Raw genomic sequence first — 12,866 nt, 5'->3', positions numbered from 1 at the left:
GGGCGCTCCCCGCGGAAAACCGGTGGAAAGCGAGGAGCGACCCCCTGTCCTATAGGACAAAGAATTCTGCATTAATGCAGGTCACAAGGGATTGAGTCCGGAAAGTTCCGGACAGGGGCAGAACCTTGAACTAGTCCGTAGTCATATCCCCGCAAAGACACCCTCAATCTATAAATACGTCGCTTTTTCTGGGACCTTCCGGCTTGCTCTCCCCTTACGGAAGACCCTGGAAGAAGATCGGCGTCAGGAGTTGTCTGGAAGTGGTTCCACAGGCACCGCGAAAGGGTGTTGCAATGCTGGAGGAGAAAACCACGGTCCGGACAGTTTCCCCGCACGCCGAAAGCGACCGCTCGTCGACGGACCCCCGGCCCATCGTGGCCCACCCGTGGGCCCGCGGAGTCCTCGCCGCTATCCGGCTGTCCATCGGGTGGATCTTCCTCTGGGCTTTCCTGGACAAACTGATCGGTCTGGGCTTCGCCACACCCGCAGAACGAGCATGGATCAACGGCGGCAGCCCCACCCACGGCTTTCTCACGAACGCAGTCTCGGGACCGTTCGCGGATGCCTACCGCGCCATTGCCGGTGCAGCCTGGGCTGACTTCCTCTTCATGCTCGGCCTCCTCGGGATCGGGGTGGCCCTTCTGCTGGGGATCGGGATGCGTATCGCGGCCGCAACAGGCGCCCTCCTGCTCTTCCTGATGTGGACCGCCGTGCTGCCTCCCGAAACCAACCCCTTCATGGACGACCACATCGTCATGGGGCTCACCGTGATCGCTCTCGCGTTGACGAACGCCGGCGACACCTTCGGACTCGGTGGCTGGTGGAGCAACCTGGGGATCGTGCGCCGTTTCCCCGTGCTCCGCTGACTCCGTCTTCCCCACGCTCCACACAGGAAAGAGGAGAAAGGGGGTGATGGCTCAGCGGGAGAGCGGGAGAACATCACCGGTCCGACCGGAATACCGGAAGGTCCATAACAGTGCCCGCAGGGGGCCGTACCCGCGGTACGGCCCCCACTCTCATGGGGCCTGCGGCAAGAATGAGGACATGATCGACGACGTGGAGCAGGCGACCGTCCACCGGGTTGCACGCCGCCCCCTCGGCCCGCAGGAGAGTGCCCGGGCCAGCCGGCTGTGGTGGGAGCGCGCCGCCGACGAATACCAGGCGGAGCACGGCAGTTTCCTCGGCGATGCCGAGTTCGTGTGGGGTCCCGAAGGGCTCACTGAACGGGAAGCGCAGTTGCTGGGGAACCCGGCGGATCTGGTGGGGCGGCGGGTCTTGGAAATCGGCTGCGGGGCAGGACAGTGCGGCCGGTGGCTGCGTGCCCAAGGGGTCGCCGAAGTCGTGGGGATTGACATGTCCGCCCGGCAGCTCCAGCATTCGCACCGCCTGGACAAGGCCACTGGGCACCGGCTGCCCGTGGTGCAGGCCGATGCGCAGTGGCTGCCGTTTGCCGACGCGTCATTCGACGTGGTCTGCTCCTCGTTTGGCGCTTTCCCGTTCATTCCGGATATCCGGACCGCGCTGGCGGAAGCGGCCCGGGTGCTGCGGCCGGGCGGGCGGCTGGCGTTCTCGGTCAGCCACCCGATCCGCTGGTGCTTTCCCGACAGTCCGGGGGAAGACGGACTGCAGGCCCGCGACTCCTATTTCGACCGCCGCCCCTATGTGGAGGAGGACGAGTACGGGCGCGCCCTGTACGTGGAAGCCCACCACACGATCGGCGACTGGGTGCGTGCCCTCGCCGACGCTGGACTGGTCATCCGCGACATCGTCGAACCGGAGTGGCCCGAGGACAACGACCAGGTCTGGGGCGGATGGAGTCCGCTGCGAGGCCGCATCATCCCCGGTACAGCGATTTTTGTGGCCGATCGCCCCTAGCGCTCTGCCGGTGTGTCGGCTGCGGCGGGCTGGGTAGCGGAAGGCTACGACCTGACTGCCCGCCGAAGGGAGCGGAGGGCAATGAACGGCATGGAATTCGGGCTCCTGCTGATGGCCCTGTTGGCCGTGATCATTCCGGTGGGGGTGATCATCACCGTCGTGGTGGTGCTCTGGCACGCGCAGCGGTCCGCGGAGCGGCAGGTCCGTTCACCAGAGTTCTGGGAGCGGAGGCGGTTGGAGAGCGATTCGCTGCTCCGGGACCTCGACCGGCAGCTCGCTGAGGGAGAGATCGACCGCGCAGAGTACGAGCAGCGCCGGGAGAAGTACCGGGCGGCGCGGTAGGTGCACCGCGGGGCCAGGCCGAAGCAGACAGGAGGAGGCATGGGGGTTATCCGCGCTGAACATGTGGCGGAGCTGCTGCGCTCGACTGATGCTGGAACGGTGCTCGTGGTCCGGGGCGGCGCTGCTGAGGTGGTGCCGCCGGACCGGAGGGACAGCCAGGGGTACCGGGGCGCACTCGAAGTGGTGAGCCGCGGGGAGTTGGACGAGCAGGCTGCCCGGCAGGATCCGGCTGCGCTCGCGCGCGGCTTCGACACGGCGGTGGCCGCTATGGGAGGTTGACTGTTCGCGCGGTCGCCCCTCCCCCGGCAGCGGGGAGCGGCGCTCTCGGCCTTTGTGGTAAGGGCTTTCCCTTGAGAGGAAACCGGGTCTGCTGGAAAATCCCCTGTTTGTCGAGGTTTTCTGGAATTCTCTGATTGACATCGCGTAGCTTATGTGACTAGTTTCACGTAAAGCGCTTTCCCGAGTTGCTTCCCCCATCACCGTTCACCGGCTGTGAGCCGGGTGACGAGGAGAGTTCTATGCGAAGAGCTGCCACCCTCGGCGTGGCCCTCGCGCTGCCGCTCACCCTGGCGGCACCCAGCAGCGCGTTGGCTCAGCCGCACCACCACGCCGGGGTCTCCCCCAAAGCCGAACAAGTCGCCCGCGAAGTGCTCGCCCCCAACGACGGCTGGGCCGCCTACGACGGCGGTACCACCGGCGGCGCTGCGGCCGACCCCGAACACGTCTACGTTGTCACGACCTACGCCGAACTGCGCGAGGCACTGGCCGGAGGCCGCACCAACGACACACCCAAGATCGTCTTCCTCAAGGGGCGCATCGACGCCAACACCGACGAGCACGGCAACCAGCTCACCTGCGACGACTACGCCGACCCGGAATACGACTTCGACGCCTACCTCGCTACCTACGACCCCGAAGTCTGGGGCTGGGACCAGGAACCGTCCGGCCCCCTCGAAGAAGCGCGGGAACGCTCCTACCGCAACCAGCGCGACCAGGTCGTCATCGAAGTCGGCTCCAACACGACCCTCATCGGCCTGGGCGACGACGCCACACTCGTCGGCGCCCAGGTCATGGTGGACAGCGTCGACAACGTGATCATCCGCAACATCATCTTCGAAACCGCCCAGGACTGCTTCCCCCAGTGGGATCCCACGGACGGCCCCGAAGGGAACTGGAACTCCGAATTCGACGGAGTCTCGGTCCGCCGCTCCACCCACGTGTGGATCGACCACAACGAGTTCAGCGACGGCGCAGTACTCGACCGTGACCTGCCCGAATACTTCGGCCGCGAATTCCAGGTCCACGACGGGCTCCTGGACATCACCCACGGGGCCGACCTGGTCACCGTCTCCTACAACGTGCTGCGCGACCACGACAAGACCATGCTCATCGGCAGCACCGACTCGCCAACCTACGACGTGGGCAAACTGCGGGTCACCCTGCACCACAACCGCTGGGAGAACGTGCTGCAGCGCGCTCCCCGGGTCCGCTACGGGCAGGTCCACGTGTACAACAACCACTACGTGATCCCTGCCACGCCCGAGGGCGAGAAGACCTACGAGTACTCGTGGGGGGTCGGCGTGGAATCCGCGCTGTACGCGGAGAACAACTACTTCGACATCGACCCGTCCGTCGACTTCTCCCAGGTCGTCGCCCACTGGAAGGGCACCCAGATGTACGAGAAGGGAAGCTACGCCAACGGCCGCTCCCGGCACCACCAGGTGAGCTTCCTCGACGAATACAACGCGGTCCACAGCCCGACCATCGAGAACAAGCAGACCTGGAGCCCTCCGCTCCACGGCCGGATCGACCCCACCCAGTCGGTGCCCGCCAAGGTGCAGAAAGCCGGGGTGGGCCACATCCTCTGACCAACCCTTCGGTGGCGTCTCCCGTCCCCCACGGAGCAGCCCGCTACCGCGGCTCTCACCCCAGCCCCGCCACTGCGGCGGGCTCCTCCGATGCGGTCCCGGCCCCGGGACCGCATCCCGCGTTTTCAGAGCGGTTTACGCAGGTGAAAGACGCACGCCGGGGGAATGTTCCGGTACACGTGCACCTGGTCCACCGCGTACCGGTTCACCCACTCCCGCACCTCCCAGCCGGACCGCACCCGGCGCAGATAGTCGTCGAGCGGAGAGACCACCGCTGTGACCTGCTTGAGGTACAGGTAGCTGAAGAAAGACACGTAGCCGCCGGGGCGGAGCACGCTGAAGTAGTACTCCATGATGGTGCGGACCTCGTCCGCGGTGAAGTTCGCAAACGGCAGCCCGGAGATGATCACGTCGAACTGGCGGTCGGTGCCCAGTTCAGTGACCAGTGTCGGGTGGATGGTGACGCGGTCGGCGATCGGCTGGAACACCGGATCGCTCTTGACCAGCCGGGTGAGGTGCTCGACGAACACCGGATTGGCTTCGACCAAGTCCACAGCGTCACCGGGGCGCATACGCGCCGCAATAGCCCGGGAGACGGGACCGGTACCGGGGCCTGCTTCCAGAATGCTCAACGACGACGCGGGATCGTTCCGCTGGGCAACGTAGCGGGCCAGCTCGCTGGCGAGTGCGGCACCGCTGGGAATGATGGCGCCCGTGGTGCGGAAAGTCTGCACCGCCTGCCGAAAAAAGAGTCCACCGTCCCGAATAAGCCTGGGCCATCGGAAGGGTCGGGGGTCATGGGTGGCTGCCATGGGGGAACGCTACTGCGTCAAGAGGTAAGACGGGGGTCAATCACCGCTGTGGCGGTTGCAGCGTGTCGCGCAGCAGCGCAATGACCGGAAGCTCTGCGTGGCGGCTCAGCGGCAGGAGCGGTCCCAGGCCGAACATGCCGTGCACACCCCCGTTGATCCGGACTGTGGTGGCGGGCACCCCGACGGCTGCCAACGCGCGCGCATAGGCTTCCGCCTCGTCGCGGAGCGGGTCGAACTCGGCGCTGACCACCAGGGCGGGCGCCGCACCAGACAGGTCCGCCGCACGGATCGGCGACGCCCGGAAGTCCGCGGCGTCCGCGGGATCCGCCAGATACTGTTCGACCACGTGCTGCATCGCCGCGGTGGTGAGGAAGCAGCCTTCGCCGTGGGCGATCCGGGAAGGGTACGGGGTGTCCGCGGTGACCGGGTAGCCGGTCAGGTCGATCACCGGGTAGATGAGCACTTGTGCAGCCAGCGGGGGGCCTCCGTCCCGGACCAGGAGAGCGACTGCCGCGGCGAGCCCGCCGCCCGCACTGTCGCCTACCACCGCCAGTCGCGCGGCATCCACCCCCAGTCGGGTAGCGTGCTCAGCCACCCAGCGGGTCGCGGTGAACGCGTCCTCGACCGCGGCCGGGAACCGGTGCTGCGGGGCCAGACGGTAGTCCACCGCGACCACGGCGGCCCTGCTTTCCGCGGCGAGCAGGCGCGCAATGTGGTCGTGCGTGTCGAGATTCCCGAAGACGTAGCCGCCGCCGTGGAAAAACACCGCGCACCCGGTGGCAGGATTGTCCGGCGCCGGATGGTAGAGCCGGGCCGGGATCCCGCCCGCGGGGGAGGGAATCGTAAGGTCACGCACGAGAGCCACGCCAGGGCCGACGATCCGGCGCTCCCGCAGCGAGGAGTGCAGCGAGGCGTCCGGCACCCCTACCGCTTCCCCGGGCGGGGAGCCGGAGACGAGTTCGTCGATCAGCGCGCGGGTTTCCGGATCCAGCGGCATGGAATTCCCTTTCCTGGCGGGATTTCTGCCGGGGACTCCGCAGGCGACGCTCCCCGGGGAGGCCCGCCCCGCGGGGCTGCAAGCGGGGCAGCGCCACGACCACAGCCTCACACAGCGGGTAGTCTCATACAAGGTCGAGCTGTTCGGGACGAGACTCGGCCCAGCCTTGCTCCCATCGACGATTTCGGAGAGTGCCCATATGGCTGCCCCACGTGTGGGCGTCGTCACCTTCCCTGGTTCCCTTGACGACAGGGACGCTGCGCGCGCGGTGCGGATCGCCGGCGCAGAACCCGTCTCACTCTGGCACGGCGACGCCGACCTCAAAGGTGTCGACGCGGTCGTGCTGCCTGGCGGCTTCTCCTACGGCGACTATCTGCGCTGTGGGGCCATTGCCCGCTTCGCGCCGATCATGACCGAGATCGTGCCCGCTGCCCGCTCCGGCAACCTTCCGGTGCTGGGAATCTGCAACGGGTTCCAGATCCTGTGCGAAAGCCAGCTGCTGCCCGGCGCACTGACCCGCAACGCGTCACGGCACTTCATCTGCCGCGACCAGTTGATCAGGGTCGAGGCCGCGGACACCGTCTGGACCAACGGCTACTCGCCCGGCCAGGAACTCCTCATCCCGCTCAAAAGCGGGGAGGGCAACTATGTGGCCGACCCGGAGACCATCGCCGAACTGAAACGCGACAACCGCGTGGTGGTGCGGTACGTCGACTCCGCGCCCAACGGCTCCATGGACAACATCGCCGGAGTGACCAACGAGCACCGCAACGTGGTGGGGCTCATGCCGCACCCGGAACACGCTGTGGAGGCGCTCACCGGGCCCTCCACGGACGGTCTCGGCTTCTTCACCTCGCTCCTGGCCCACCTGACCGGTAGTACTCCGGTGCCCGAGACCGCTGGTTGAGCACGCCCGCAGGGCTCGGGGGATGATGTCTCGATGATGGCGCTGCTGCGCTCCAGAAGGGTCCAAGTCGGCCTGGCGGTAGCGGGGATCCTCGCGCTGCTGACCACGACAGCCGTCACCCTGCTGTACCGGCCGTGGACCTCCGACACCGCTCCCGTCGTGCCCGCAGCCGCACCGCCGCTGGAGGTGCTGGGGGCGGCCCCGGACGGCATCAGCTACACCGACCTCGGACAGCAGTGCACTCCGCAGGAGTGCTACCGCCCGGTCGGGGTCACCGCTGAAGGACTCGACGCCGAGGAGGCGATCGAGACGATCTACACGCACCTGAGCGACCAGGGGTGGGAACGCCTCCTGCCGGAAGGCGAGACCGACCCTGATGAGGTGCCCTACTCCCAATCGGCGCTCAGCAACGGCACGGTCCTGGTCCAGGGCAGCCTCGAGCCCTACGTCGAAGGCACCACGGCGGGTCTGCTCCTCGCCCACCGCGTGCCGCCGCCCCCGTCTCCGCAACGTTGATCCGCTCCACTTCCCGAACGGAAACAGCCCGTATGTCTGAAGAGCCCAGGTTCGATACTGTCGCCAAGGCCGCGGCCACCCCGGACCTCCCGCAGCCCTACACCGAACTCGGTATGAAGGACGAGGAGTACGCGCGGGTCCGGGAGATCCTCGGCCGCCGTCCCACCTCCGCCGAGTTGGCCATCTACTCGGTCATGTGGAGCGAGCACTGCTCCTACAAGAGTTCCAAAGTCCACCTCCGCCAGTTCGGGGAGAAAGCGCCCGACACCGACGTGCTGCTCGTCGGGATCGGCGAGAACGCGGGCGTGGTGGACGTCGGCGACGGCTACGCGGTCACCTTCAAGATCGAGTCGCACAACCACCCCTCCTACGTGGAGCCGCACCAGGGGGCGGCGACCGGTGTCGGCGGTATCGTGCGCGACATCCTCTCCATGGGTGCCCGCCCGGTCGCGGTGATGGACTCGCTGCGGTTCGGGCCCGCCGACGCCCCCGACACCCAGCGGGTGCTGCCCGGGGTTGTCTCCGGGATCTCCTCCTACGGCAACTGCCTGGGGCTTCCCAACATCGGCGGTGAGGTCGGCTTCGACGCGGGATACGCCAGCAACCCGCTGGTCAACGCCCTCTGCGTGGGCGTGCTCAAGCACGAGAACATCAAGCTCGCCCAGGCGTCCGGACCGGGCAACCACGTCGTGCTGTTCGGCGCGGCCACCGGCCCCGACGGTATCGGCGGCGCGTCCGTCCTCGCCAGCGCGAGCTTCGACGAGGAAAGCCAGGCCAAGCGGCCCAGTGTCCAGGTCGGCGACCCGTTCCTGGAGAAGCTCCTCATCGAATGCTGCATGGAGCTGTACGCCAAAGACCTCGTCGTCGGCATCCAGGACCTGGGTGCCGCGGGCGTGTCCTGCGCGACCACCGAACTCGCGGCGGGAGGCACCGGCGGCATGCGGATCGAACTGGACCGGGTCCCGCTCCGCGACCCTCGGCTCACCCCCGAGGAAATCCTGATGAGCGAGTCGCAGGAGCGGATGATGGCGATCGTCGAGCCCGACAAGCTCGACGAGTTCCTCGCCGTCTGCGCCAAGTGGGACATTCTCGCCAGCGTGATCGGCGAAGTGACCGACGTCACCCCAGAGGAAGAGGCGCGGGGTGGACGCCTCGTCATGACCTGGCGCGGGGAGACGATCGTGGACCTGCCGCCCCGGACCGCTGCCGACCAGGGGCCGGTGTACCACCGGACGATTGAGCGGCCCGCCGACCAGGACGCCCTGCTCGCCGACGACCCTGCGGCACTGCCCCGCCCCAGCAGCGACGAAGAGCTCCGCGACCAGGTGCTGCGAGTGCTGGCAGCCCCCGGCATCTGCGACTCGAGCTGGATCACCGACCAGTACGACCGGTACGTGATGGGGAACACGGTCCTGGCCATGCCGCACGACAGCGGCATGATCCGGATCGCCGAGGACACCGACCGCGGGGTGGCGCTGGCCACCGACGGCAACGGCCGCTACACCCGTCTCGACCCCTACGTCGGTACCCAGCTCGCCTACGCCGAGGCGTACCGCAACGTCGCGGCCACGGGGGCCCGCCCTCTCGCCGTCACCAACTGCCTCAACTTCGGCTCTCCTGAGGACCCGGGGGTGATGTGGCAGTTCGCCGAAGCTACCCGCGGCCTGGCGGACGCCTGTCAGGCGCTCGGCACTCCGGTGACCGGCGGCAACGTCAGCTTCTACAACCAGACCGGGAGCACCGCGATCAACCCCACTCCGGTGATCGGCGTGCTCGGGGTCATCGACGACGTTCACAAGCGGGTGACCAGCGCATTCAGCGCTGAAGGCGAGAGTGTGGTCTTCCTGCTCGGCGAGACCCGGCTGGAACTGGGCGGTTCGGCATGGGCGGATGTCATCCACGGGCACCTGGGCGGCCGCCCGCCCCAGATCGACCTCGACGCTGAGGCGGCCCTCGGCCGGGTGCTCATCGACGGCGCCGCAGCGGAACTGCTGGTTTCGGCGCACGACCTTTCCGACGGCGGGCTCGCGGTGGCGCTCGCCGAGTCCTGCCTGCGCGGCGGCGTCGGCTGCGAAGTCGACCTCGGCGATGACGCGTTCACCGCACTGTTCAGCGAATCCGCGGCGCGCGCCGTGGTGAGTGTGCGGCCCGAGCACGAGACCGCCCTGGTGGACCTGTGCGCCAAGCACGGGGTTCCGGTCAGGAGGCTGGGTACTGTCGGTGGGTCCGCGCTGACCATGGTCCACCGCACCGGGCGGATCAGCATTGAGGTGGCCGAGCTGCGCGACGCGTACGAGTCGACGCTGCCCGCGCTCTTCGGGAACAAGTAGTTTGTGGTACGGCCCGGCCCCGCCGAGTTGGGGCCGGGCCAAGCCTGCGGTCGGGGATCGTGCGGGGGTGCAGACCGGGCAGCGGCTTATTCGCTCCGCTGCCTGCGCTGGATTGCCTCACGGTCGGTGGCCGGGATTCCCTCGTCATCAACCAAAGGCTCCGGTTCGCGGTCTTCGTGGGCCCGGGTCGGGCCGCCGCTTTTGAGTGCCCCCTCGATCTCGTGTTTGAGGCTCTCGTCGAGTCGGGGACCGTGTTTATCGCTGCCGCGCTCCATGAGGGGTGTCTCCCTTCCACCTCCTGAACCGGCTGGATCCTTCGCACTACCCGACCATCCGGTCAGGAAACGCGTTCCACGCCCCAGAAGTCCCGCAATGCACCGGCGCGAACCGGGCGGACCGCGGGCTTTTTCCCCAGCCCTGCGCATGCTCCTTCCCGAGTCGGGCAGCGGAACCGGACAAGGTTGACCACCGAGTTCGGAGGGGGTGAGCGGGCCGCCGATCAACAGGCCCGCGGCGCATGCATCTGGGTTTCTTGCGACCGTTGTACGAGACGACCGCTCCGGTGGCCTCGGTCTACCTGGACACCACTCGGACCACAGAGAGCGCCTTCAAAGAGATCGAGCTGCGCTGGCGTGCCGCCCGGGAGCGCCTCGCCGAGCAGGGGGCCGATGAGGCGACCCTGCAAGCGTTGGACGAAGTGGCGGAGGGAGAACCCGGTGTTCCCGGCCCGCAGGGGGAGGCACTGTTCGCCGCAGAGGGAAGAGTGCTGGGCGCGTTCACCCTGTCCCGGCCGCCGCTGCGGGACAGCGCGGTCTGGTGGCCGGTCGCTTACCCTCTCGGCGTGGTCATCGACCGCAACCACCAGATCCCCTATGTGACGGTGGCGGCGGACCGGGAAGGGGCTGATGTGTCCGCCTACACCGCTGCCCAGCACAAACCCGAGTTCCAGCGGAGTTTCTCCGGCAGCACCCTGCACATCCAGAAGGTGCGGGTCGGCGGGTGGACGCACAAGCACTACCAGCGCCGCTCGGAGAACCTGTGGGACGCCAACGCCCAAGAAGTGGCCAAAGACGTGGAGGATACGGCTGCCCATGTGGGCGCCGAGGTCGTGTTCGTCGGCGGAGACGAGCGGGCGATCGGCAAGCTCCGTGACCACTTGAGCGAACGGGTGCGCGACATCCTCGTGGAGCATCCCGGCGGGGGACGGCACGATCCGGCGGCGCTGGCCAGTCTGCGGGAGGCCGCAGACGGTGTGGTGGACTGCGTGGTGGCCGAGACCAGGAAGCGGGAACGTGCCGAGTTCACTACGGCGCTGAGCCGGGGTGAGGGGGCGACCCAGGGGATCGCGGCTGCCGCGGAAGCCCTGCGCCGCGCCCAAGTGAAGACGCTGCTCCTGGCAGCGGACTTGGGGAAGGAGCCGTGGATTTGGGGCTCCCGCACCGATCCGCTGGAAGTGTCGGTGGACCGGGAGTCGCTGAGCGACCCCGAGAGCGCGATCCAGGCGCCGGCCAGTGCCCTGCTCCTGCGGGCGGCTGCCTACACCGATGCCGAGTTCGTAGAGTTGACGGACAACAGCGCTGCGGAGGGCGTCGGGGCCATCCTGCGGTACACCACAGCAGTGCGGTAGCCGCTGGGCGGACGTCGTCATAGCCGTCGTTCTGCCCTCCGAGGGAAGACCGTTGCGAGGCTACGACCGTCGGTGGAGGGGAGTATGCGACGCGGAAGTCTCAAAGGGCCGTTGGGAAGTCACGACCGGCCGGCGAGCGCGCTGACGTTCCGCCTGGTCCTCGCTGTCTTCGGTGCAGTGGTGCTCCTGGTGGGAGCGGTGCTCGCCGCGGTGTGGGCGGACTCCGTGCCGTTGGCGGTCGTTTTGGGTGCGGGTTTCCTCGCGGCGTGTCTGAACGTCTACTGGGTGAGTCGCCGCCGCCGCTACGAGCGGTGATGCCGGCGACCGCGGTGGGGGCGGCGTGGCGCGGTCCGCGGCAGGGGCGGAGCGCCCGCCCGCGGTTCCCCGCTGACGCATTCCGCTGTTGAAGGTTGGAAAAGCGGCCGCCGCGGCGAAAACCCCGGACGCGTGTTTTGCGGGAAGAGAAGGAAATTCTTCAGCGGGCGGCCGCGAGCAACTGAAGATGTTTCCGAGGTTTTTGTGCCGGGGCAGATATTCCGGACCGCTGTCGCAGAAGACCCGGTGGTGTGCTTTCCGGGTAGTCCCGGAAATAAAAAAGGGGATGTGCGTCTATCCCCGAAGGCGTGAATTTTCTGGATTCGGAATGGCGGGCCTGGCGGCACAGGCCAGCGGACGGCCTTTTGACCTCCGGAACGGGTAGGCGCAGAGCTGCCGCCACGGCAGGGCCGCCGGTGTGAGACGGGGCGTCGTCTCTATTGCGGTACCGCAGTCAAGGCCAGTGGACCGAGAGCGGGTCCAGGTGCTGGAGCAGCAGCTCGTTGACGACGTCGGAGCGTTCCACGTTGACGAGGTGAGCGGCACCGCTGACGACCTCAAAGCGGGCGTGGGGGAGGAGGGCTGCGAGCCTGCGGCCGTGACCCGGCGGGGTCTGCGGGTCGTGGGCGCCCGCGATCACCACGGTGGGTGCGTGGACTAGCCGCGCCAGCGGTCGGTGGTCCAAGGCGGCGATGGCGTCACAGCACCCGGCGTAGCCTTCCGGCGAGATCTTCTCGAATTCTTCGGTGAACCGGGTGACAATGTCGGGCCGCCGCTCGCAGAAACCAGGCGTGAACCAGGAGCGGGTGACCTCGTCGATCACTGAGGAGATCCCGAAGTGGCGTACCCGGTCGCCGATGTCGCGCCAACGGGGCAGCGGGGGCGCCCACGCCGTGGTGGAGACCAATGCCAGCCGGGAGACCCGGGAAGGGTTCGTGGCAGCCACCCACAGCGCCACCATCGCCCCCAAACCGATCCCGATGAACGACACCTGCTCCAGGTCACACTCGTCGAGGAGGGTCAGCAGGTCGCCGCCGAGCTCCTGCATGGAATAGGGGCCGGGAGGAGCGGGAGACGAGCCGTGGCCGCGGTGGTTGACACGGAGTACCCGCAAGCGGCGGGTGAGCTCCGGCATCTGCGGCTCCCACATCGACCACTTCGTGCCGAGGGTGGGGACCAGCACCACCACCGGTGCGGTCCGCGGTCCGTCGAAGCGGTGCTGAAGGGGGACAACGGCCATCTGGGACCTCCTGGGACAGCGAGCCAAAGCCTACCGG

The 12,866-nt window shown here is 67.9% G+C and carries 14 protein-coding genes; 10 read left to right on the top strand and 4 right to left on the bottom strand.

The genetic code is table 11. The annotated features are described in order from the left end of the window. Positions 1-293: 293 nt before the first annotated feature. The 5 genes from CW348_RS02555 (at position 294) to CW348_RS02535 (ending at position 4,085) form a co-directional block, all read left to right on the top strand. Positions 294-866, top strand: coding sequence for a DoxX family membrane protein (locus CW348_RS02555; protein WP_011290596.1), 573 nt, complete (start codon positions 294-296; stop codon positions 864-866). Between the two features lie 178 nt (positions 867-1,044). Next, positions 1,045-1,875, top strand: a complete 831-nt coding sequence (locus CW348_RS02550) for a class I SAM-dependent methyltransferase (protein ID WP_011290597.1) — start codon at positions 1,045-1,047, stop codon at positions 1,873-1,875. 81 nt (positions 1,876-1,956) lie between these two features. Continuing rightward, positions 1,957-2,217 carry a hypothetical protein gene (locus tag CW348_RS02545; protein WP_011290598.1) on the top strand — a complete coding sequence of 87 codons (261 nt, stop codon included), beginning with the start codon at positions 1,957-1,959 and terminating at the stop codon, positions 2,215-2,217. Between the two features lie 39 nt (positions 2,218-2,256). Beyond that, the gene (locus CW348_RS02540) at positions 2,257-2,496 is read left to right on the top strand and encodes a hypothetical protein (RefSeq protein WP_016188034.1); all 240 of its coding nucleotides are present in this window, start codon (positions 2,257-2,259) and stop codon (positions 2,494-2,496) included. A gap of 239 nt (positions 2,497-2,735) precedes the next feature. Further along, positions 2,736-4,085 carry a polysaccharide lyase family 1 protein gene (locus CW348_RS02535; RefSeq protein WP_011290600.1) on the top strand — a complete coding sequence of 450 codons (1,350 nt, stop codon included), beginning with the start codon at positions 2,736-2,738 and terminating at the stop codon, positions 4,083-4,085. 125 nt (positions 4,086-4,210) lie between these two features. Here CW348_RS02535 and CW348_RS02530 read toward each other — a convergent pair whose 3' ends face one another. Both CW348_RS02530 and CW348_RS02525 read right to left on the bottom strand, forming a co-directional pair. Then, a complete protein-coding gene (locus CW348_RS02530; RefSeq protein WP_104612924.1) occupies positions 4,211-4,897 on the bottom strand; it encodes a class I SAM-dependent methyltransferase in 687 nt (228 codons plus the stop codon). Positions 4,898-4,937: 40 nt separating this feature from the next. After that, positions 4,938-5,894 carry an alpha/beta hydrolase gene (locus tag CW348_RS02525; protein WP_016188037.1) on the bottom strand — a complete coding sequence of 319 codons (957 nt, stop codon included), beginning with the start codon at positions 5,892-5,894 and terminating at the stop codon, positions 4,938-4,940. 199 nt (positions 5,895-6,093) lie between these two features. On the opposite strand from CW348_RS02525, the gene purQ reads away from it, so the two are divergent. From purQ to purL, 3 genes are read left to right on the top strand one after another with little or no spacing between them, the layout of a single operon-like run. Continuing rightward, a complete protein-coding gene (gene purQ, locus CW348_RS02520; protein WP_011290603.1) occupies positions 6,094-6,801 on the top strand; it encodes a phosphoribosylformylglycinamidine synthase subunit PurQ in 708 nt (235 codons plus the stop codon). Between the two features lie 33 nt (positions 6,802-6,834). Continuing rightward, positions 6,835-7,317 carry a hypothetical protein gene (locus CW348_RS02515; protein WP_011290604.1) on the top strand — a complete coding sequence of 161 codons (483 nt, stop codon included), beginning with the start codon at positions 6,835-6,837 and terminating at the stop codon, positions 7,315-7,317. 32 nt (positions 7,318-7,349) lie between these two features. Continuing rightward, positions 7,350-9,647, top strand: a complete 2,298-nt coding sequence (gene purL / locus CW348_RS02510) for a phosphoribosylformylglycinamidine synthase subunit PurL (protein ID WP_287462645.1) — start codon at positions 7,350-7,352, stop codon at positions 9,645-9,647. Between the two features lie 86 nt (positions 9,648-9,733). On the opposite strand, the gene CW348_RS02505 is transcribed toward purL, so the two are convergent. Beyond that, positions 9,734-9,922: a hypothetical protein gene (locus CW348_RS02505; RefSeq protein WP_016188038.1), complete on the bottom strand. Its 189-nt coding sequence runs from the start codon at positions 9,920-9,922 to the stop codon at positions 9,734-9,736. Positions 9,923-10,179: 257 nt separating this feature from the next. Here CW348_RS02505 and CW348_RS02500 point away from each other — a divergent pair, with 257 nt between their 5' ends. Beyond that, positions 10,180-11,274, top strand: a complete 1,095-nt coding sequence (locus tag CW348_RS02500; RefSeq protein WP_258076908.1) for a Vms1/Ankzf1 family peptidyl-tRNA hydrolase — start codon at positions 10,180-10,182, stop codon at positions 11,272-11,274. A gap of 84 nt (positions 11,275-11,358) precedes the next feature. Beyond that, positions 11,359-11,589 carry a hypothetical protein gene (locus tag CW348_RS02495; protein WP_011290608.1) on the top strand — a complete coding sequence of 77 codons (231 nt, stop codon included), beginning with the start codon at positions 11,359-11,361 and terminating at the stop codon, positions 11,587-11,589. Between the two features lie 454 nt (positions 11,590-12,043). On the opposite strand, the gene CW348_RS02490 is transcribed toward CW348_RS02495, so the two are convergent. After that, positions 12,044-12,829 carry an alpha/beta fold hydrolase gene (locus tag CW348_RS02490; RefSeq protein ID WP_011290609.1) on the bottom strand — a complete coding sequence of 262 codons (786 nt, stop codon included), beginning with the start codon at positions 12,827-12,829 and terminating at the stop codon, positions 12,044-12,046. Between the last annotated feature and the right edge of the window lie 37 nt (positions 12,830-12,866).

The organism is Thermobifida sp., assembly GCF_017577275.1.
Classification (GTDB): Bacteria; Actinomycetota; Actinomycetes; order Streptosporangiales; family Streptosporangiaceae; genus Thermobifida; species Thermobifida fusca.
The sequence above is the reverse complement of the archived record's forward strand: the minus strand, read 5'-3'. Positions and strand labels throughout refer to the sequence as shown.